19 protein-coding genes and 1 riboswitch are annotated in these 20,677 nt (G+C 67.6%); of the genes, 8 read left to right on the top strand and 11 right to left on the bottom strand.

Annotated elements, in window-relative coordinates:
• Positions 1–110: 110 nt before the first annotated feature.
• The gene (locus AC56KL_RS12655) at positions 111–2,111 is read right to left on the bottom strand and encodes a S9 family peptidase (RefSeq protein ID WP_497180509.1); all 2,001 of its coding nucleotides are present in this window, start codon (positions 2,109–2,111) and stop codon (positions 111–113) included.
• A 255-nt stretch (positions 2,112–2,366) separates the two neighbouring features.
• Between AC56KL_RS12655 and AC56KL_RS12660 the strand changes: the two genes are divergently transcribed.
• Complete coding sequence (locus AC56KL_RS12660) at positions 2,367–3,056, top strand: response regulator (RefSeq protein ID WP_497180510.1); 690 nt, start codon at positions 2,367–2,369, stop codon at positions 3,054–3,056.
• 118 nt (positions 3,057–3,174) lie between these two features.
• Here AC56KL_RS12660 and AC56KL_RS12665 read toward each other — a convergent pair whose 3' ends face one another.
• From AC56KL_RS12665 to AC56KL_RS12675, 3 genes are all read right to left on the bottom strand, one after another.
• Positions 3,175–3,873 carry a hypothetical protein gene (locus AC56KL_RS12665; RefSeq protein WP_497180511.1) on the bottom strand — a complete coding sequence of 233 codons (699 nt, stop codon included), beginning with the start codon at positions 3,871–3,873 and terminating at the stop codon, positions 3,175–3,177.
• Complete coding sequence (locus tag AC56KL_RS12670; RefSeq protein ID WP_497180512.1) at positions 3,873–4,721, bottom strand: MipA/OmpV family protein; 849 nt, start codon at positions 4,719–4,721, stop codon at positions 3,873–3,875. Before AC56KL_RS12670 ends, AC56KL_RS12665 begins: the two co-directional genes overlap by 1 nt.
• 66 nt (positions 4,722–4,787) lie before the next feature.
• Positions 4,788–6,014, bottom strand: a complete 1,227-nt coding sequence (locus AC56KL_RS12675) for a hypothetical protein (protein WP_497180513.1) — start codon at positions 6,012–6,014, stop codon at positions 4,788–4,790.
• A 323-nt stretch (positions 6,015–6,337) separates the two neighbouring features.
• Between AC56KL_RS12675 and AC56KL_RS12680 the strand changes: the two genes are divergently transcribed.
• The 3 genes from AC56KL_RS12680 to AC56KL_RS12690 are packed head-to-tail and all read left to right on the top strand — an operon-like array spanning position 6,338 to position 8,565.
• Positions 6,338–7,639 carry an ATP-binding protein gene (locus AC56KL_RS12680; protein ID WP_497180514.1) on the top strand — a complete coding sequence of 434 codons (1,302 nt, stop codon included), beginning with the start codon at positions 6,338–6,340 and terminating at the stop codon, positions 7,637–7,639.
• Positions 7,640–7,678: 39 nt separating this feature from the next.
• On the top strand, positions 7,679–7,984 hold the full coding sequence (locus AC56KL_RS12685; protein WP_497180515.1) for an antibiotic biosynthesis monooxygenase family protein: 306 nt from the start codon (positions 7,679–7,681) through the stop codon (positions 7,982–7,984).
• A complete protein-coding gene (locus tag AC56KL_RS12690; protein WP_497180516.1) occupies positions 7,981–8,565 on the top strand; it encodes a DUF6151 family protein in 585 nt (194 codons plus the stop codon). Before AC56KL_RS12685 ends, AC56KL_RS12690 begins: the two co-directional genes overlap by 4 nt.
• 3 nt (positions 8,566–8,568) lie before the next feature.
• Here the strand turns inward: AC56KL_RS12690 and AC56KL_RS12695 are convergent, their stop codons facing one another.
• From AC56KL_RS12695 to AC56KL_RS12710, 4 genes are all read right to left on the bottom strand, one after another.
• On the bottom strand, positions 8,569–8,940 hold the full coding sequence (locus AC56KL_RS12695) for a hypothetical protein (protein ID WP_497180517.1): 372 nt from the start codon (positions 8,938–8,940) through the stop codon (positions 8,569–8,571).
• Positions 8,937–9,599, bottom strand: coding sequence for a thiol:disulfide interchange protein DsbA/DsbL (locus AC56KL_RS12700; protein WP_497180518.1), 663 nt, complete (start codon positions 9,597–9,599; stop codon positions 8,937–8,939). Before AC56KL_RS12700 ends, AC56KL_RS12695 begins: the two co-directional genes overlap by 4 nt.
• A 158-nt stretch (positions 9,600–9,757) precedes the next feature.
• On the bottom strand, positions 9,758–10,645 hold the full coding sequence (locus tag AC56KL_RS12705; protein WP_497180519.1) for a cobalamin-binding protein: 888 nt from the start codon (positions 10,643–10,645) through the stop codon (positions 9,758–9,760).
• Positions 10,645–12,660 (bottom strand): TonB-dependent receptor, encoded by a 2,016-nt coding sequence (locus tag AC56KL_RS12710; RefSeq protein WP_497180520.1) that lies wholly within the window; start codon positions 12,658–12,660, stop codon positions 10,645–10,647. Before AC56KL_RS12710 ends, AC56KL_RS12705 begins: the two co-directional genes overlap by 1 nt.
• 82 nt (positions 12,661–12,742) lie before the next feature.
• A riboswitch (cobalamin riboswitch) is annotated at positions 12,743–12,984 on the bottom strand.
• 128 nt (positions 12,985–13,112) lie between these two features.
• On the opposite strand from AC56KL_RS12710, the gene AC56KL_RS12715 reads away from it, so the two are divergent.
• Genes AC56KL_RS12715 through AC56KL_RS12725 form a run of 3 tightly spaced genes read left to right on the top strand, consistent with a single transcriptional unit; the run spans position 13,113 to position 17,090 of the window.
• Entirely contained in the window at positions 13,113–15,329 is a 2,217-nt protein-coding gene (locus AC56KL_RS12715; RefSeq protein ID WP_497180521.1) for a M1 family metallopeptidase, read from the top strand.
• Entirely contained in the window at positions 15,326–16,243 is a 918-nt protein-coding gene (locus tag AC56KL_RS12720; RefSeq protein WP_497180522.1) for a hypothetical protein, read from the top strand. Before AC56KL_RS12715 ends, AC56KL_RS12720 begins: the two co-directional genes overlap by 4 nt.
• 46 nt (positions 16,244–16,289) lie before the next feature.
• Positions 16,290–17,090 carry a DODA-type extradiol aromatic ring-opening family dioxygenase gene (locus AC56KL_RS12725; RefSeq protein WP_497180523.1) on the top strand — a complete coding sequence of 267 codons (801 nt, stop codon included), beginning with the start codon at positions 16,290–16,292 and terminating at the stop codon, positions 17,088–17,090.
• A 192-nt stretch (positions 17,091–17,282) separates the two neighbouring features.
• Here AC56KL_RS12725 and ylqF read toward each other — a convergent pair whose 3' ends face one another.
• A complete protein-coding gene (ylqF, locus tag AC56KL_RS12730; protein ID WP_497180524.1) occupies positions 17,283–18,230 on the bottom strand; it encodes a ribosome biogenesis GTPase YlqF in 948 nt (315 codons plus the stop codon).
• Between the two features lie 166 nt (positions 18,231–18,396).
• Between ylqF and AC56KL_RS12735 the strand changes: the two genes are divergently transcribed.
• Entirely contained in the window at positions 18,397–18,519 is a 123-nt protein-coding gene (locus AC56KL_RS12735) for a hypothetical protein (RefSeq protein WP_497180525.1), read from the top strand.
• Here the strand turns inward: AC56KL_RS12735 and AC56KL_RS12740 are convergent.
• Both AC56KL_RS12740 and AC56KL_RS12745 read right to left on the bottom strand, forming a co-directional pair.
• Positions 18,516–19,739, bottom strand: a complete 1,224-nt coding sequence (locus AC56KL_RS12740; RefSeq protein WP_497180526.1) for a hypothetical protein — start codon at positions 19,737–19,739, stop codon at positions 18,516–18,518. The genes AC56KL_RS12735 and AC56KL_RS12740 overlap by 4 nt on opposite strands.
• On the bottom strand, positions 19,729–20,634 hold the full coding sequence (locus tag AC56KL_RS12745; protein WP_497180527.1) for a hypothetical protein: 906 nt from the start codon (positions 20,632–20,634) through the stop codon (positions 19,729–19,731). The genes AC56KL_RS12740 and AC56KL_RS12745 overlap by 11 nt, the downstream gene beginning before the upstream one ends.
• Between the last annotated feature and the right edge of the window lie 43 nt (positions 20,635–20,677).

Below are 20,677 nucleotides of genomic sequence, written 5' to 3' on the forward strand. Positions count from 1 at the left end.
TAGGGTGGGCGGCTATGCCGCCCACGCGTTCATCGAACGAATGCACACCACGGAGCAGGCCGAGATACGTGGTCTGAACGCGTGGGCGGGAGACCCGCCCACCCTACGAATTATTTGAGCAGGTAGGTATTGAAGAAATCGATCGTCGAATAGAACAGGTAATCGGCATTCGCCTTCTTGCCGAAACCGTGCCCTTCGTCGTTCGCCGTCATGTACCACACCGGCGTGCCGTTCTTCTTTACCGTGGCCACGATCTGGTCGGCCTCCTGCCAGGGCACGCGCGGGTCGTTCTTGCCCTGCACGACGAACAGCGGCTTCCTGATCTTCGCCGCGTTGCTGGCCGGCGCCGTCGCTTCCATCCACTTGCGCATCGCGGGATCGCGCTCGTCGCCGTATTCCACGCGGCGCAGGTCGCGGCGGTAGCTTTCGGTGCGCTCGAGGAAGGTAACGAAGTTCGAGATGCCGACGACGTCGATGGCGGCGGCGATGCGCTCCGGGTACATGGTCGACACGGCCAGGCTCATGTAGCCGCCGTAGGAACCGCCCACCACCGCCACGCGCGACGCATCCATGTCGGGCTGGGTGGCGATCCAGTCGAGCAGCGCGCCGATGTCCTTCACCGAATCCTCGCGCAGCTTGCCGTTGTCGAGCTTCAGGAAGCTCTTGCCGTACCCTTGCGAGCCGCGCACGTTCGGGTAGATCACGGTCAGGCCCATCTCGTCCGTGTAGTAGTTGTTACGGCCCAGGAAACCGGGCGTCGACTGTCCTTCCGGCCCGCCGTGGATGTTGATCACCACCGGGCGCTTGCCGGGGAATTTCCTGGCGTCCGGCCGGTAGGCGAAGCCCGAGATGCTGCGGCCGTCGAACGACTTCCAGCGCACCAGTTCGGGTTCGACGAAGCTGTTCATGTCGACGGCCATCTTCTCGTGCCGGGTCCAGCGCGTCACGGCGCCGGTCTTCGCATCGATGCCGTAGACCTCGGACGGGCTGCGCGCCGAGGACAGCGAGACTGCCAGGTTGCGGCTGTTGTTGTGCCATTCGATGCGGCCGATGACGCCCATCGGCAGCTTCGGCTGGGCCACCAGCTTGCGGTCGCTGGTACGCATCATGCGCAGCACGCTGCTGCCGTCCTCGTTGGCGACGAATGCCAGCAGCTTGCCGTCGTCGCTCAGGTCGAAGTCGTCGATGTCCCAGTTGATCCCGGGCGTCAGCACGGTCTCCTTGCCGCTCGCCAGGTCGATGTGGACCAGGCGCCGGAATTCCGAGCCGCGGTCGCTGGTCGTGTAGACGCCCTTGCCATCGCGCGCGAATACGGCATTGCCGTAGGCGACCGTTTCTTCTCCCCTGGCGCCCTGCTCCGTCAGGCGCCGGCTCTTGCCGCTGGCGACATCCATCAGCCACAGATAGGATTCGTTGGCCGACACGTACTCGCTGTACACCAGTTGCCGGTCGTCGTGCGAGAACGCAAACGCGCCCCAGCCGCCGCCCGGCAGCTCGGCCAGCACGCGCGCCTGTTCCGGCTGCGTCGGGTCGACGATGCTGATGGTGGAATTGATCTGGTCGTTCGAGCCCTGGCGGCCCACCGGCACCGTCACGTACAGCAGCCGGCCGCTCTTCTTCGCCCAGGCGGTGTCCTGCACGCGGCGATTGTCCGGCGTGACGGGGATCGCATCCGCGCTGCCGGGCTTCAGCCCCACGTCGCGCCGGTACGCTCGGAACACCTCGTTGCCCCCGGTGTCGCGGCCGAACACGTAGAACTTGCCGTGGCGCGGCTCGTACTGGGCCGTGCGCACCGGCTCGGCGTAGTCGGTCATCAGTTCCAGCGGCGCGCCGGGCCTGGCCACGCGGAACAGCTGCGGCGTGTTGTTGTGGCGGCGCGAGACGATCATCTCGAGCCGGGTCGGGTGCCATGCGGCGTACGAGGTCGGCTTGAATTCGTTGTACTTCGCCACCTGGGCGGCCAGGGCGGCGCGTACCGGCGGCACGTTTTCCAGCACCATCGCTGCAGGGGGCGCGATGGTGCTCTCCTGGGCCATGGCGGTGGCGGTGGTGGTGGCGATCAGAAGCGTGGCGATCAGGGTCAGCCCGAAGGGGCGGCGGTCGAGTCTCATCCGGTGGTCTCCGATTGCGTGTGATTGTCGAGATTACTGCTGCTCGACTTTACACGATGTGGACCGTCCCGGGAGCATCCCGGCGGGAGGAAAGGCGAAGGCCGGCGTCCAGTCCGGCAGCGGAGTAAGATGGTGCGCGCTTGCTGCCGAACGCCAGGCAAATGTCGGCAAACTGTCTGCAAATGTCCCCCCTTTGTAGGGGCTGTGATTTCCTGCAACTAGTCTTATACAATCTCGGACAAGGAGAAAATGCGCATGTACCGAGTGATGTTGGTGGAAGACGATCCGCGTTTGGCGGAACTCGTCACCGAATACCTGTCCGGCTATGAATTCGCGGTTGACCTCGTCACCCGCGGCGACCAGGCGCTGGAACGTTTCAAGACTTTGTCGCCCGACGTCGTCGTGCTCGACCTGATGCTGCCCGGCCTCGACGGCATGGTGGTGTGCCGCCAGATCCGCGAAATGTCCGAGGTGCCGATCCTGATCCTGACGGCGCGCGAGGATTCCTACGACGAGGTATCGGGCCTGGAACAGGGAGCCGACGATTTCGTCAACAAGCCGGTGCAGCCGCGCGTGCTGCTGGCGCGCCTGCGCGCGCTGATGCGGCGCACGGCCCAGGTCAAGGGCGGCGCCGACACCCGGGTGCTGCAGTTCGGCGCGCTGCGCATCGTCACGACCGACCGCAGCGTGGTCTGGCGCGGCGAGCCCTGCGTACTGTCGAATACCGAATACAAGCTGCTGCTGGTGCTGGCGGAAGCGGCCGGCCGCGTGCTGTCGCGCGACGCGCTGCTCAAGAAGATGCGCGGCATCGAGTTCGACGGCCTGGACCGCAGCATCGACAACTGCATCTCGAAGCTGCGCCGCAAGTTCGAAGATGCGGAATCGGAGAAGATCAAGACGGTGTGGGGCGAAGGCTATCTGTTCTCGCCGTCGGCCTGGAATTGAGCGTAGGGTGGTCGGCTCTGCCGACCGCGCGTTTAACCCCAGCAAGATCTGCCCTCGCCTTGTTTCAGGCGCTAACGATCACCGCGCGGTCGGCGAAGCCGACCACCCTACCAACCCTTCACTCGAACAGCGGGACGAGCGCCAGCGGCGCACTGTAGGTGACCACCTGGGCGCGCTCGGCGCCGAAACGGTAGTTCACGACCGGGAAATCGGCATCCACGTCACCCGCGAAAGCCGGTCCCGGCGCCACCGGCAGCGCCTGTTCGCCATCCGGCCGGCGCAGCTTCACCGAGGTCTCCACGCCCTTTTTCGGGAACACCATCCGCACCCCCACGCACTGGCGCGAGCGCGCCCCGGCGTCCACGTGGCGGGCATAGGTCAGCGCCTGTTCGCAGGCCGCGCGCAGCTCGGCCGTGTCGTAGGTATTGTCCGGCTGCGGCGCGATCGTCACCCGCGTGCGCAGGCTGAACGGGCCGAGCTTGCGATTCGGCGTCAGCACGGCGTTCTCGTCATAGGCCGCTTTCACCAGCGGCAGCACGCCGCGGCCCAGTGCGTCGAGCGCCAGGCTGGTCTGGACGGTCTTGCCGCTCAGGGCCAGCTGCACGCCCTCGCCCAACGCGCCTTTTTCGCGCGGAACCAGTTGCAGGTGGTTCTGCAGCAGGTTCTTGGCGCCGCCGTACTTCTCGAACACGACCACGGCCCGGTAGGCATCGCGGTAGCTCGCCCAATCCGACGCCTGCGGCTGCGCCTGCGCAACGGCCAGGGTGGCCGTGCCCAGGAGACAGACGCATGCGGTGGCGTGTGCGAGTCGCATCATCAGAACCGGTAGGCGAAAGCGGTCGAAACCGTCACGTTGGCGGACCGCTCGACGAGCGGACTATGGCGCGCATCACCCATCAGGCGAGCGGCCTGCACACTGGAGGTCAGCATCCAGGACGGCGTCAGCGCCCAGTTCCAGCGCGCGCCGATGCGCACGTCCTTCAGGCCGCCGTCCAGAAAGTATGGGGAATTGCCGCTTGTCCTGGCCTGCTGCCCGGTGACGCCGAAGTAACTCTGCTGGTAGGCGCGGTTGGCAAAGCCGATACCGGCCGATACCGACACCGTGTGGTGCGACGCGAGCTGCATCGCCAGGCGCTGGATGCCGATGTCGCCGCGCACGCCGTTGCGGTCGTTGCCGGCGCCGGCCAGCACGTTGCTGGTGAGGCGCCATTGGGGCGACAGGTAATAATTGAAGAAGGCGCCGGCTTCCGGGCGCATCTTGATCGTTTCCATCCCGGCCAGCGGGTTGTCGCTCAGTGCGGAGTCGCGCACCGAAGAAGGCAACAGGGGCGTCATGCCTTCGAATTCGCCCAGGCGATTGCCGGAGCCCGATTCGGTGCGGCCCGGGTGCAGGGCCAGCAGCGGGCCGTACTCGACAAGCGGATCAGCGGACAGGTGCATCCCTGCGCTCATGCCCGACACGAACACACCGTTGCTCCACTGTACCTGGAGCACCGGCAATGCCCGCACTTTCCTGCTGTCCGCCCCCTCGTAGCGCGGCGCCGACACGATACCCAGCCCCGCATACATATCGCGGCTGCCATCGGGCATCGGGTTGGTGGTCGGCGTCTGTGCGCTTGCGGCGCTGCCCGAGACAGCCAGGACCAGGGCGAAAAGCTTTTTCATGTCTTTAACGATCAAAGTTCAGCAAGCCGATATTTTACGTCGAGCAAGCTGAACTCTCACCTATTGTTACTGCTTTGGAGGAACTTCCACGACAAATTCCACCGGCGCGTCGCTGTAATTTACCGTCACCAGGTGTGCCGGGAAGACCAGCGCCTGGGCGCATACCTGGCCTGGGGCCGGGAACGAATCGACGATACCGACCCGGAGCTTGCCGTCCTGGAAATTCACCGAACGGATACCCGACGAATGGCAGAGGTCGGGCATGGCGCCGCGGAACATGGCGATCACCATCTGCTTGGTGAAGTCGACCTTCGGCAACGGCGCCTGGGTGCCTGCATGCTCGGCCCACAGGTCCGCCCAGGCCTTTTCATCGCGTACCACGACATTGCGTGCCGTCGTGATTTGCGTTCGAACATGCGGTTCGATCGTCTGGAAGTTGACGAAGTCGGACACGATCTTGCGGAACTCTACCGGCGCATCGGCGCGCGGGATCGACACGACCCGCATCGGGTGGGTGACGGCCGCCGGGCAGATCGCCACCGGCGACACGTCGCGGTCTTCGTACTCGACCAGGATCTTGCCGTCGCGCGAACCAACGTACACCACCTCGAAAGTGCGGCAGCCGGCATTGCCGCCGCCCGAGAACACGGCCACCAGCATGTTGCGCGAGAAGTCGACTTCCGGCGCCGCGATGCGGCCCTTGCTGTGCTCGGCCCACAGGGCCGACCAGGCGGCCGCGTCCTTGATGACGACTTCGCGCGGCGTGGTGATGTTCGAGAAACTGTCGGCCACTACCGTCTTGTAGGCGATCGGGGCGCCCGACTTGGGCAGGAAGCTGAGCTGCTCGACCTTGTGGGCGGCGCCCAGGCCGAGATCGGCCTTGTCGAGGTTCTTCAGCACGGTCTCGAACAGAGGGCGTGCGGCTTCGTCGGTGCAGCTGGTGCGCGGGCCGGCGATGGTCTGGCCCGAGCGGCACAGCACGGCCTGCGGGGTCGGCCCCATCAGAACTTGTTCATAAGCCATGTCCGGGCAATTGCCGGCACGGTCCCACAGCACGTATTTGCTGTCGATGACGAACAGCGTGTTGCGGTCCTCCGTGCAGGCGCTGTCCTGCGCCATCTTGATGTACTCGGAAACGACTGGAACGCCACCATTCGGCTCGCCGACGGCGATGCCTTGTCCTGCCTGCTGGTTCTTCATGCCGGAAGTGCCGGCGCTGTCGCCGCCGCCGCAGGCTGCCAGGGTCATGCCGGCTACCGCGGCAGTGACGAGGGTGCGTCCAAACATGCTCATTTTTTTCTTCTCCACTCGTAGCCGGTGCGGCTCCCGCACCGGTCATTTCCTGAAGTACCCGACCGGCATCCGATCACGTACTGTTGAATAAAAAAACCCGCCGACACTCGCATATCAGGCGGGCAAACGGAAAACCAGATAAATCCGTACCTGATGTTGAGCATGGTAAGAATTCCCGGCGCCGCATTCCCCCTCGAACTGTCGACGAATTGTCGTCAATTTGTAAGACCTCCACGGAGCACGATTGCTCCTATACAATGCCGCCAAGGAGAAACTATGTCTTACGCAGCAATCCGACACTGTGAGTCTTGCGAGATGGGTACGTGAACCGGATTTTTTTCCGCTTCTTCGTGCTGGTCATGCTGTCGATCACGGCGGCCACCTTCGTGATCTACTTCGCCTTCAGCCGGCTGTTCGGGGACCCGCTCGAGGACATCGCGCGCCGCCAGGCGGCCGGGCAGATTTTTCTGCTCGAGCATTACGTCGACAAGGCGCCGACGGACGACTGGCTCACCCGCCTGAACAATGTGCGCGTCGTCTCGAACGTGCGCTACGACCTGATTCCGCTGGCGCAGGCGCGCGATGCGCTCCCCGCCGCCCGCCGCACCCTGCTTGACCGTGGCGAACTGGTGCTCGACCCGGCCAGCCGCAGCTTCTACCGCCGCGTCGACCTGGAAGGCGAACGCTACATCGGCAGCCACGAGGAAGTGCTGCACGCGCAAAACCTGCCGGTGGACATCGACCAGGCGCTCAAGATGGAAGCCCTGCGCTACGTGATCGTCGCGGTGGCCCTGCTGGTGCCGATCGCGCTGTGGTCGCGCTCGCACTGGCAGGGGCTGCAGTCGCTGTCGCGCATGGCCGACGCGTTCGGCAGCGGCAAGCTGAGCGCCCGTTCGCAAATGAAGCCCTCGGCCTCGATCTACCCGCTGGCCGAGCGCATCAACCACATGGCCGACCGCATCGAAGACCTGCTGGAAGCGCAAAAGAGCCTGCTGCACTCGGTGTCGCACGAGCTGCGCACCCCGATCGCACGGCTGGAATTCGGCATGGAACTGCTCGACGCGCGCGCCAGGGACCCGGACCTGAGCAAGCGCATCAAGGCCATGGAAGGCGATCTGCGCGAACTGAATTCCCTCGTCAACGAACTGCTCGACATGAGCAAGCTCGACAGCGCCCGCAATGTGCAGGCCGCGCCGGCGGCGCTGCTCGACGTGCTGCGCGACTGCACCGGCATGCTGCCGCCCTGCCAGCATGCGCTCGACACCCGGCTCGCCGAGGACCTGGGCGAACTCGCGATCGATCGCCGCCTCCTGACGCGCGCCGTCTGCAACCTGCTGCGCAATGCCCAGAAATACGCGGGCGGCCGCATCCTGCTGGCGGCGACGCGCACGGGCAAGCAGGTCGAGATCACGGTGGACGACGACGGTCCCGGCATCCCCGACGAGGAACGCGACAAGGTCTTCGAGCCCTTCTACCGGCTCGACCGCAGCCGCGATCGCGCCACCGGCGGCTTCGGCCTCGGCCTGTCGATCGCACGCAAGGCGATCGCGCTGCACGGCGGCGCCCTGCGTGCGGAAAGCTCGCCGCTGGGCGGCGCGCGTTTTGTCATCACCCTTCCCGCCTGACAACGGCAAGTCCATGCCGAACCCACCCAAGGAGTTGCGATGATCCTCGAAGTTGCCAATTTGGACGTGCGACCGGGACAGCAAGACGCATTCGAAGCCGCCTTCGGCCAGGCTTCCGGCATCATCGCCGGCATGCCCGGCTATCTGTCGCACCAGCTGCAGCGCTGCCTGGAACGGCCGAACCGCTACCTGCTGCTGGTGAACTGGCGTACGCTCGACGACCATACCGTGGGTTTCCGCGGTTCGGACCGCTACCAGGAATGGAAGGCGCTGCTGCACCATTTTTACGACCCCTTCCCGACCGTCGAGCATTACACTCTCGTCATGCATGGAGGCGCCCCATGACAATCGCTCTACGCTGCCGCTGCGGCCAGCTGCGCGGACAGGTCGACGTCAGGCGCGTGGCCGCGCGCGCCGTCTGCTACTGCAAGGACTGCCAGGCCTACGGCCATTTCCTGGGCACGGGCATCCTGGATGCGGCCGGCGGCACCGAGGTGGCGGCCGCCCTGCCCGCTGCCGTGCGCTTCGAGGCCGGACGGGAACACCTGGCCTGCATGTCCTTGTCTCCCAAGGGCCTGTACCGCTGGTATGCAAGCTGCTGCCTTACCCCGATCGGCAACACGCCGCGCGACCCGCGCACGTCCTATGTCGGCCTGGTGCGGGCCTGCCTCGCCGCACCGGACGCGGAGCTTGAACGGGTTCTCGGGCCGCTGCGTTGCAGGGTCGAGACCCGGTCGGCGAGCGCCCCGGTCGCTTCAAGTGGCCTGAGCACGGCCAAGGTGGTGGGCAAGGTCGGGTGGATGCTGGTCAAGGCGCGCCTGGGCGGCGGCTATCGGAACAACCCTTTCTTCCAGGCGGGTACCGGCCAGCCGGTGAAGACCGTGCAGGTGCTGTCGCTGGAAGAAAGAAAGGCGCTGACCCCGTAGAGGTCAACGCTCGGCGGCGGGCTTCTCGGCGGTGCGCTTGTGGGGATAGCGCGAGACATATTCGTATTCCCCACTCAAGTGGGTAGCCCCGAACCAGAGGTGTTCCCACCAGTGGTCGCGCGAGCGCACGGCCTGCAGGCAGGTCTTGTCGATGCCGCCTTCGAAGAGCGGGTCCGGGCACTTGTTGGTCATCAGGGCGTAGCGCTGGTTCTCCGCATTCACGAGGGCGATCGCAAGCCAGATGCTCACCCCCGCGAAGAAGACTGCCAGTCCCCACGCCACGTGATTGACGGTGCTGCTCTCAAACAGGTCGTCCTCGTTGGGCCGGGACCCAGCGTACATCTTGAGGACTTCGCGTTCGACGTCATTGCTCATTTCGTGGCAGCCGCCTTCTTGACAAGTGCGTCCATGACCTGGGTGGTCGCCTGCAGCATCTGGCCGACGTCGCGGATCTTGTTCACTTCGGCCACCACGCTCGGCTGCACCACGTACTTGCCGTCGATGATGATGGTCGGGGTGCCGGTCACCTTATAGGCAGCCTGCACCTGGCCGAGGCGGCGCAGCTTGGTGGTCACGCCGAACGAGTTCCAGGTTTCCATGAACTTGGCGCGGTCCAGGCCGTTCTTCACGGCCCATTCGATGATCGCGTCATCCTTCAGCAGGCGCTTGTTCTCGACGTGGAAGGCGCGGAACACCTTCGGGTGGAACTCTTCCAGCTTGCCCATCGCTTCGAGGGTCAGGAACAGGTGGGCTTCCGGGTCATTCGCGCCCTGGAACGGCAGATGGACCTTGCGCACGACGATGTTGTCGCCCTGCTTCTTGGCCCACTGGTTGAAGGCCGGTTCCAGCATGTTGCAGGCCGGGCAGTGGTACGCGAAGAATTCGATGACCTCGACCTTCTTGCCCGTCGCCTGCACCGGCTGCGGTGCCGTCAAGGTCTGGTAGTCCACGCCGTTCTTCGGGTCGGCCGGCGACGCAAAGGCAGTGCTGGCGACCATCGCGGTGGCAATGAGGGCAAAACGCAGAGAACGCATAGGTTTCCTTCCACAAGTAATTGAGCAAACGCCGGGAGATTACCACTTTTTCGGCCCGCCATTCTGAGGAAGGACTGAATTTTGCATTTGCTTACGGAATTAACGTGGGCGATACGGGGATTTGTTAATTCAATGGCCGGCTTGCCAAGTTCCGGGCTTCATTTCGGCCGCCGCTGCCGCACCGCTTCCAGGGCTTCGCACAGCCGGGCGGCGCCATCGATCACCCTCGGACCCGGCCGCGTCAGCAGTTCGCCGTTAACCGTCAAGAGGTTGCCGCGCCTGACCGCGGTCATGCTCTTGTACGGCTCCCACAGCTTGAGCCCCGGATTGGCCGGATCGTGGCGCCTGCCGGCCAGGATGGCTTCGGGGTCGAGCGCCAGCACGGCCTCGACGCCGATTTCCGGCGCCACCGCCTTCAGCGCGCCGAACACGTTGCGCCCGCCGCAGACGCGGATCGCATCGCTGGCGACCTGGTCGTCATTGAGGGTGTACAGCGGCTGGTCCCAGATCTGGTAGAACACCGTAACGGGCGGGCGCCCGGCATAGCGCGCCGCCAGCGCCGCCAGCCTGGCGCGCAGCTCCCCGGCCGCGCCCCGGGCCGCCGGTCCGGTGCCCATCAGCTGGCCCAGGCGCTCGATGTTGTCGGCCACCTGCCCCATGCGGCGCGGCTCGCTGTGGAAGACTGGCACGCCCAATCCTTCGAGCTGGGCGATCTGGCGCGCCGTGTTCCCGCTGTGCCAGACCACGACCAGGTCCGGCTTCAGGGCCAGCACCCGCTCCATGTCGATGACGCTGTTGCTGCCCACCAGCGGGATGTTCTTCGCCGCTTCCGGATAGTCGCTGTAGTTCATGGCCCCGACCACGCGCGCGCCGCCGCCGGCGGCGAACAGCAGCTCGGTGGCGTGCGGCGCCATCGAGATGACGCGCCGGGCCGGCTGCTGCACGGTGACGCGGCGGCCGGCATCGTCGACCACGGTCACCGCGGCTTCGGCGCCCAGCGCAGCGCAGGCCGCCAGCGCGGCCAGCATGGTGCGGAGCGCGCCCATCAGAAGTCGTAGCGCAGCGACAGCTTCAGCTGGCGGCCGTCGCTCGGGTAGATGCCCGAACGGCAGCCGAAGGCGTTGCTGTAGTACTGGCGGTCAGCCAGGTTGAGGCCGCTGACTGCCGCTTCCCAGCCCTTGATGCGGTAGGCGTAGCGCGCGTCGACCGTGGTATAGGACGGAATGCGGGCGCCGCAGCCGTTGGTGAAGTCGCTGCCGTAGCGCTGGCTGTCGACCCACTGGGCGCCGACGTCGACGCTGTGGGCGTCCGGGGTCCACGCCAGGCGCGCGCTGACGACGTTCTTCGGCACCAGCACCATCTCGCGGCCGGCATTGGGACCGCCGGTGAATTCCGCGTCCACGCTCTGCCACTGGCCGGTCAGGCGCAGCTCCTCGGTCACTGCGTAGCGGCCTTCCAGCTCGAGGCCCTCGCGGCGGGTCGGGTCGAGGTTGGTGTTGGCGCCCCAGCCGATGGTCGGGTCGTAGAAGATCTCGTCCGTCAGACGGTGGCGGAACAGGCGCGCGGCCAGCTGGCGCCCGCTCGGGCCGACGGTCAGGCCCAGTTCCAGGTCGCGCGAGGTCTGCGGCGCCAGCACGTCCGGACCGGAGCGCAGGCTGTTCTCGTCGACGTTGGCGAGCCGGTAGCTGCGGCCCGCCTTGGCGAACAGGTTCACCTGCGGCAGCACGTCGACGCTGCCCTCGAACGACCAGGCATTGATGGACTGCTTGCGGTGCTCGTTCACCACCGGCGGGAAGGCCAGCGGGTCGGAATAATCCTTGGTGAAGCGCTCGTGGCGGCCGCCGATGGCCAGGCGTGCGTTGCGCGGGGCGTTCCACAGCAGCTCGTTGCGCAGGTAAACGGCGTTCGAACGCTGCCCGGCATCGCCGCGCGAGAAATCGGACGCGGTCTGGCGTTCCCAGCGCACCAGGTCGATGCCCACGACCAGTTCGTTGCGCAGTTGGTCTTTCCCTTCGCTCAGACTCGCCGTATGGCGCAGGCGCGGCGAGAACTGGGTCTGGCGCGCGTCGTAGCGCGAGCGCGAGGCCACCTTGGCGCCGTTGCTCATGTAGAAGTAGTTGGCCTCGACTTCGCGCTCGCGGCGCGACAGTTCGGCGGCCAGTTCCAGGTTGCCGATGCGGTGCTCGGCGAAGGCGCTGTAGCGGTCGGTGTCGAGGGCGCCGAAGTCGTCCGGCGTGAAGCTGTTGCGCGGATTGAGCAGATACTGCGCCTCGGTCAGCGAACCCGGGAAGCGCGCATCCTGCTTCGAGCGCTCGAAGCGCAGGCCGGCGCGGCCTCCAGCCAATGCGAACTGGACGCCGCCGCTGGCGGTCTGCTGCTCGAAGCGGCCGTTCTTGCGGTAGTTGTCGGTGCCGCGGTCGGCCACGGCCACATCAAACGACAGCGGGCCGGCGCCATGGGTGAGCGAAGCGCGCACGTCGTGCGTGTCGAAGCGGCCGCCTTCGGCGAACAGCGAACCGTGGGTTCCGCCTGACAGCGCGCGGCGCGTGATGATGTTGATCACGCCGCCGGTCGCGCCTTCGCCGTACAGTACGCTGCTGCCGCCGCGCTGGATCTCGATGCGCTCCACCGTGTCGACCGGGATGCTCGACAGGACCGCATTGGTCAGCTCGTTCTCGTTCAGGCGCACGCCGTCGACCAGGATCACCAGGTTCTGCGCGCTGTTGGAACCAAAGCCGCGCAGGTCGAGCGCGAAGTCGGGCGAGCCGTCCAGGCTCTGGCGCCCGTAGACGGCGCCGAGCTTGCGGATGGCCGCATTGACATCGGTGGCGCCGGCGCGGCGGATGTCCTCGGCAGTGATCACGGTGGCGCCGATCGGCGCGCTGGCCGGCTGGGCCGGGAAGCGCGCGCCGGTGATGACGATCGAGGCCGGGGCGTCCGGCGGGATGGTGCGGGCTTCCTGGGCCAGCGCATCGGCGGCAAGGACGGACAGGGACAAGGCACAAGCCAGCGCGAGCGGCTTGAAAGCCGGCGCGCTGCGCGGTACAGCAGCAAATTTCATGTTGGATGTTCTCGGTAATGGCGCCGGCCTGCGTCCCCGCACACCGGAGTTCAACGGAAGTCGCTGCGGGCCATGCCACGCGGCGCTTCCACCTGTCCTGGCCGGTATCCGGGCTTGCAAGACCGACCGCCCCACCTTCCTATGCCTGAGGCACAGTGGTAATCGAGGCAGCCTGACAGCGACAGGCAAGCCTGTCGCTGTCGCTTGTTGACCGTTGCGGGGGCAGCACACCTCGGCGCCGGCGCGCAGCGCCATTGCCTCGTGTTTCCCGTTTAACTGCGCACGCAGACTGCGCGCGCGGGCACCTGAACCCGGCGATTATAACCTGACAAGTCTTTCCCCGTTGCCGGCGCCTCTCTTCCGGTCTATGCACAAACGATGGCATTGCTTCAACTTGTTGGATATAGTCGCGGCCATAGAACAGGAAGATCCACACCATCTGGGAGTGTTGCATGCACATTTCATGGAGCCGGCAGCGGCTGCGTACGCTGTTGACCGCCGCGCCGCTGGCCGTCTTGCTGGCCGCGGGAACCTGGGTCGTCCAGGCCGACGCGCCGGCAGCGGGAACGCCGTCTTCGCTCGACGGCATCGCCCTTGCCGCGCCGGACGCGGCCGCCGTCACGGTGCCGAGCGCCCCCGGCGCCTGGGGCGGCATGCGCAGCGGCGACCAAGCGACACTGTCGGACCGCGTGGCCAGCTACCGCATCGAGGCGACCCTCGACGCCGACAGGCACGTGGTCGACGGCCGCCAGCAGCTCACCTGGCGCAACCGCAGCGCGGTGCCGGTGCGCAGCGTCTACGTCCACCTCTACATGAACGCCTTCGAAGGCGAAGGCAGCACCTTCTTCACCGAGCAGCGCCTGCGCGGCGAGGGGTTCCGCAGCAGCGTCGGCACCGCTCAGGGAGAGTGGGGACACATCGCCCTGCGCAGCGTGAGCCAGGGCGGCGCGAAGGTGGCGTGGCAGTTCGTCCAGCCCGACAACGGCCCCGCCACCGACCATACCGTGGCGCGCCTCGACCTGCCGGAGGCGGTGGCGCCGGGCGCGTCCACCACGCTCGACATGGCCTTCACCACCCAGTTGCCGCGGGTGATCGCGCGTACCGGCTACTATGGCAGTTTCCACCTGGTGGCGCAGTGGTTCCCGAAGATCGCGGTGCTCGAGCTGCCGGGCGAACGCGGGGCCACGGCGCCGCGCTGGAACGCGCACGAATTCCACCTCGACTCCGAGTTCTATGCCGACTTCGGCAGCTACGACGTCAGCCTGACCGTGCCGAAGGGCTATACGGTAGGCGCCACCGGCGAACGGCAGGGCGTCCCTAGCGAGAAGAACGGCATGGTGACGCACCGCTACGTGCAGCACGACGTACACGACTTCGCCTGGACCGCGGACAAGCGCAGCGCCCCGCCCCTGGTCGAGACCTGGACCGGCCCCGGCAGCCCCATCGTGACGGTACGCGTACTCTACCCGCCGGAATACGAAGCCAGCGCCAAGCCGGCGATGAAGGCGGCCAAGGATTCGCTGGCCTACTTCTCGCGCATGCTCGGGCCCTATCCTTACCGCACCCTCACCGTCGTGATCCCCCCGCCCGGCGCGGAAGAAGCGGGCGCGATGGAATACCCGACCTTCTTCACCGCCGGGGGCCATGCCGCGGTGCCGGAAAAATCGCTGGCCGAGTACGAACTCGACGCCGTGACCATCCACGAGTTCGGCCATGGCTACTTCTACGGCATCCTGGCCAGCAACGAGTTCGAGGAGCCCCTGCTGGACGAAGGCCTGAATTCCTACTGGGAAAGCCGCATGCTGCGCGACCGCCGCCAGCAGGTATACCCGGCGCCGGCCCTGCTCAAGCGCGTCGGCATCGACCCCGGCTTCGACGGCTTCGACGCCATGCGCCTGTTCAGCCCGCAGCGCCCGGCGGACACGCCAGGACACAACGCCTGGCAGCGCCTGCAGGGCATCGGCCCGGTGTACACCCGCAGCGCGATCGTGCTGCGCGACCTCGAGGAGCGCATCGGCAGCGAGGCCATGGAGCGGGGCTTCCAGGAATACTACCGCCGCTGGAAATTCCGCCATCCCAGCATCGCCGACCTGCGCGAGGCGCTGGCCGACGGCAGCGGCGAGCGCGCCGCGGTCGAAGACGTCTTTGCGCAGCAGGTGTACGCCACCGGCCGCGTGGACGACCGCGTCGCCACACTGTCGAGCGAGGAAGTGCTGCCGCCGGCCGGCACCCGGCTGGTGAACGGCAAGCGCATCGAGGAGGCGCCGGCGGCGCTGGAGCGGCGCATCGCGCAACAGCGCGCGGACTGGCACAAGGCCAACGCCAACGCGAAGAAGGGCCAGGGGCCCTTCCCCTGGCGCACCCAGGTGACCCTGCGCCGCGAAGGCGCCAGCGTGCCGCAGACGCTGGTGGTGCGCTTTGCCGACGGCAGCAGCGAGACGGTGGCCTGGCATGCCGACTCGCCCAGCGAGAAATGGCGCACCTTCAGCTGGGTCAAGCCGGCGCGCGCCGTCTCGGCCGAAATCGACCCGCGCCGCAGCCACTACCTCGACGTGAACAAGCTCGACGACAGCCGCACGATCGCACCGAACCGCAGCGCATCGACGCGCTGGACGGTCGACGCCGCGGCCTTCATCCAACTCATCCTGTCCTTCATCGCCACCGTATGACGACCACGATCTCTCCTGCCGGGCTTACCGCCGCCGCGCCTTCCGCTTTGCCGCAGCATGGCCAGGGCGGCCTGCGCAGCCTGCTGGCGGCGCTGCGCCCCGCCCTGCAATGGCGGCTGATGCTGCTCTGGCTGGTGGCGCTGCTGCTGCCTGCGCTGGTCGCCACGCTGCCCATCTGGACCATGCTGGGCGCGGCTTTCGACCACAGCGCCGCCGCGCCGGCCCTGGCCGAGCGGCTCGACCTGGTGGCGATCGGGGACCTCGTCGGCCTGCACACCCGGTACGCCTCGGCGATCGGCGCCGGCGGCATCGTGGCGCTGGCCATGACGCTGCTGCTCTCGCCCCTGCTGACCGGCGCGGCCATCACCGCCGCGCGCGCCCCGGCCCCGCTCGGCCTGGCCGCGCTGGTCGCCGGCGGCGTGCGCGAATACGGTCGCCTGTTGCGCATGCTGCTGTGGGCCGTGGCGCCGCTCGGCGTGGCGGCCGTGCTCGGATCGATGCTCGTCGCTGCAGCAGAGGGGCCTGCCGCCGCCACGGCCGGCCCGGCGGCGCCGGGCGCGGCGCTGGTGGCCGGCCTGCTGCTGTTGCTGGCCCATGCGACGCTAGACGCCGGCCGCGCCGTGCTGGCGCTGGACCGGCGCCGCAAGTCGGCGGTGCTGGCCTGGTACGACGGCATGAAGCTGCTGGTGCGCCGGCCCCTTGCGGCCTGTGGCCTGTACCTCGGGATCAGCGCGGCCGGGCTGCTGCTGGCCGGCTTGCTGGCGATCGCGCGCCTGAACGTCCCGGCGCTCGGCGCCGCCAGCCTGGCCGGCGGACTGCTGCTGGCCCAGCTGGCGGTGCTTGCGCTGGCCTGGATGCGCTGCGCCCGCCTGTTCGGGCTGATGGCGCTGGCGCGCAGGGACGGCGCACGCTGAGGCGCCGTCGGCTATCATGGGGGCTTCGCGAACGAAGGAGTCCTCCATGCGCCTTCCCACCTATTTCGTCTCGCACGGCGGCGGTCCCTGGCCGTGGATGAAGGACCAATACGGTCCCGCCTACGACCAGCTGGCAGCCTCGCTGGCCGCCATCCGCGAGGCCCATGACGGGGCGGTGCGCGCCGTGCTGGTCGTAAGCAGCCACTGGGAGACGCCGGGCTTCATGCTCTCGTCCGGCGCCGCGCCCGGCATGATCTACGACTATGGCGGATTCCCGCCGCACACCTACCAGCTCAGCTACCCTGCCCCCGGCGATCCGGCGCTGGCGCAGCGTGCAGCCGCGCTGCTGGGCGCGGCGGGGCACCCGGCCGGGCTTGACCCGGCGCGCGGCTTCGACCACGGTACGTTCTCGATGCTGTATCCGGTCTATCCGGAGGCTGACGTGCCCGTGGTGCAGCTGTCGCTGCGGCGCGACCTGGACCCGCAGGCCCACGTCGAGGCCGGCCGCGCGCTGGCGCCCTTGCGCGACGAAGGCGTGCTGGTTCTCGGGAGCGGGCTGTCCTACCACAACCTGCGGCAGTTCGGCCCGTCCGGCGCGGCCGCTTCGCGCGCTTTCGATGGCTGGCTGCAGGACACGATGGCCCTGGCGCCGCGCGAACGCACGGCGGCGCTGCTGCGCTGGGAAGCGGCGCCGATGGCGCGGGCGGCGCATCCGCGCGAGGAACACCTGCTGCCGCTGATGGTGGTGCTGGGGGCGGCAGAGGAAGAGCCGGCGGCCTGCGTGTACCACGAGGAGGATTTTTTCGGGAGCCTGACCGTATCCAGCTTCTGCTTTGGCGGGACGTAGGGTGGTCGGCTCCGCCGACCGCGCGTTCAGCTCCGGCATGAGCAGCCACAGTGCATCCGGCAGTTGGACTTCAGCTCCGGCGTGAGCAGCCACAGTGCATCCGGCAGTTGGACTTCAGCTCCGGCGTGAGCAGCCACAGTGCATCCGGCAGTTGGACGCGCGGTCGGCAGAGCCGACCACCCCACAAACCCGTCAGGTCCCGCGCTTGCCGCGCGCCGATTCTTCGGCTTTGAGCGCCGCCTTCTCCTCGGCGATCCGCGCCCGCTCCGCCACCTCGGCTTCGTGGCGCGCCAGCGCAGCGGCGCGGCTATCCGGCGTCTCGAGGCTGATCCGTCCCAGCGCCCCGGTGCGGTAGTCGTGCAGCAGCACGTGCGCCGCCTTTTCGTAGTCGAACTCGCCGCCGCGCACGCGGAAACCCCGGCGCTGGGCGACGTTCTCGATCACGGCGACGCCGTCCAGCCCTTCGGTCTTGAAGCCGTAGCGCGCGCTCAGGAGCTGCGGGTAGCGCTCGAGCAGCAGGCTGGCCAGGAACTCGGCCACTTCTTCCTCGATCAGCGCGTTCGAGCCCACCGCGTGGCTCGCGGCCAGCATCAGGCCGTCGCTCGCCATCGCGATCTTCGGCCACAGCATGCCGGGAGTGTCGACCAGCACGATGTGCTTGCCGAGGTAGAGCTTCTGCTGGGTCTTGGTCACGGCCGGCTCGTCGCCGACCTTGGCCACCCGCTTCTTGAGCAGCGCGTTCATCAGGGTCGACTTGCCGACGTTCGGAATCCCCATGATCATGATGCGCAGCGGCTTGGTGGGCACGCCGCGGTGCGGGGCCAGCGACTGGCAGATCTCGGGGATGCGCGCGACCTCGTTCGGCCGCTTGGTCGTCATCGGATAGGCGGTCACGCCTTCCTGCGCGTCATAGAACGCCTTCCAGGCCGCGGTCGCCACAGGGTCGGCCAGGTCGGTCTTGTTCAGGATTTTCAGGCAGGGACGCTGGCGGAACTTGCGCAACTGCTCCACCAGCGGGTTGCAGCTCGCCTCGGGCAGGCGGGCGTCGAGGACTTCGATCACCAGGTCGGTGTTCTCCATCTGCTCGGCGGCTTCCTTCTTGGCCGCGTTCATGTGCCCCGGGAACCATTGTATCGACATGCTGTGCTTTCGTAATCTTCAATCAGGCCGCTATTTTACGCTGGCGCGCGGTAGCTGAAAGAACAGTGCGGGCGCAAGGGCTTGGCTGTTGATCCTCTGCAACGCAATCTGGCGGGATCGGCGCACACTGGCGGTTCCGACCATTGCTGCGATCTGGAGAACCATCATGCGCGCTGCCATGCATGCCCCCCCGAAAAACGCGCTGGCGCGCTGGTGCGCGTTCGGCATCCTGTGCGGCATGGTGGGAGCCGCCTGCCTCGTCGACCGCTTCCCCCTGCTGCAAGGCTAGCGCAGAAGCGGCTCACAGGCGCTCGGCGGCAGCGGCTGGCCCGGATCGAAGGCAGCCAGGCGTTCGCGCGCCGCCAGACGGTCCTTCGCGTACTCGGCCAGGTAGCGGCTGCGCTCTTCGCTCTCCCACTCGGCGTCCGATACCTCCTTCAGGCTGTGCGTGCGGCTTGCCAGCACCCGACCCTCGAGGCGCGGCACCAGCAGGCGGTCCGGGTCCGCGTTCTCGCGCAGCAGGTAGCCGTCCACGTCGCGCAGCACCAGTGGCAGTGCGGGCGCCCCGTCCGTCATCAGCTTGCCGAACACGAGCAGCCTCACCTCGCGCGCACCTGCGCCGAGCACGTCGTTGAAGGTGGCCAGGGCAAAGGGCTTGCCGCGCGCATCGTCGACCCTGCCGGTGACGATGTAGCGACCCGGCTGGCGTACCTCGATGCCCAGGTAAAAGGCAAGCGAGCCGCCGTCGAGCGCCTCGCGCACCCGCCCGGTCCAGGCGGCCGGCAGCACTGGCGTATGGATCACGTCGAACAGCACGACGCCCTTGCGCCCTCCGGCCGTGTAGCGCACCTCCGTGCGGATGGTGCCGTGGAAGCCCGCCAGGCCGGTCTGTCCCGGCGCGAGGATCGCGGCAAAGGCCTGGTCGCCGGCCACGGGATCGGCGCCGCCGCCATCGTCGCCGAAGGCCAGTGCCACCTGCGTCGTCGGGCGGCTGGTCCCGTAGCTCATGCCCTGGGCCACGGCGCGCGTGATCACGAGCGGCACGACCGCGCCCTGCGCGTTCACCGCGCGTAGCGAGAACGCGACCGCCTCGCCGGCGGCCAGGTAGACGCGCGACTGCGAGGTCTGCAGGAATACCTCGGCATGCCCGGCGCCGTCCTCCGTGCGCATCGGGTGCATGTCGGTCACCGGCTGGTTCGGCTGCATCTGGTCCGGGTTCTGCGCGGCCGGACGCGAGGCCGCCGGATACCTGCTGCCGTCGAGGTAGCTGCAATAGGTATGGTCGGTCAGCTGGACGTATTCGAGCAAGCGGCGGCGCCTGTCCGCGCGCGCGGGTTCGGGGTCGGGGTCCGGCGGCAGCTGCGCCAGGAACTGCGGGCTGGCGGGCGGCTGCGGGGATGCTGCCGCCCCCGGCTCGGCCGCCCGCTCGGCGCCGCCGAACCACAGGGCGAGCGCAAGCAGGGATGCCGCGCCCGACCCGGCCAGCAGCCTGGCCGGCCTAGTAGGCACTGTTCACTACGGCGTCGCGCACCACGCCCACGATCCCGCCCCAGTTGCCGTTGATGTAATGGTTGTAGTCTTCGCTGTCGTCGCGAAAGACCACCGCGTGGTAGCTCCACTTCCTGCTGCCGCCCTGGTTGCCGGCGGCGCCGTAGGTGAGGTCGTTGCAGAACCAGTCGCCGGGATTGCACAGGGAACGGCCCGAGCTGCCGGCCACGCCGCCGCTGCTATGGTAGGCCACGACCTGGTCGTCCTGGCCCGGCAGCAGGCCCGAATACAGCGTGCCCCTGGCGCCCGCGTACATGTAGAACCAGATGTTGCGCGTGTCGTTGTGGTTGTACATGGCACGGGCGGTGCTGGTCCTGAGGTCCTGCACCAGCGGTTCGGACGTGGTCCAGGAGCCGGCGTCCGACAGTTCCGAGCCGCCCGCCGCGCCGGCCGCGGCGCGCACCCACTTGATGTTCCAGCCGGTCTGCCAGGCGCTGTCACTGGGCCCGTCGCTGTTGCCACAGACTCCGCTCGCGTCCGGGATGGCATTCTTCTTCATGCGCGCCGAGCCGCCGTAGTTGGCCAGCGTGTAGCCCAGCATCAGGTCGCCGGCGCTGTAGGTGACGACGTAGCACCAGTTGGGGCCGGTGCAGAAGCAGTCGAGTGCGTCGCGTACCTTGCCGCTCTGGGAAGCGATGCTGCTGCGGCCGTCCCAGTTGACGGCCTTCTTGTTGACGCCGGCCGGGGTCGAGGATGTGCCCCAATAGCTGAAGTCCTGGTAGTTCCCTGGGGCGCCCACGGCGCCGCCGGCGCGGCCGTTGATCCAGAGCGTGTAGTTGGCGGCGGCCGCCAGGCCGGATGCGAAGGTGGCGGCCAACAGCAGAAACAGCGCGCAAAAGCGTCGGATCGGTCTCATTTTCTTCTCCTTGTCGTTCGCTCCGCGCCTGGTGGCGAAGCCG

This window comes from Telluria sp. ZB4P34, assembly GCF_059686055.1.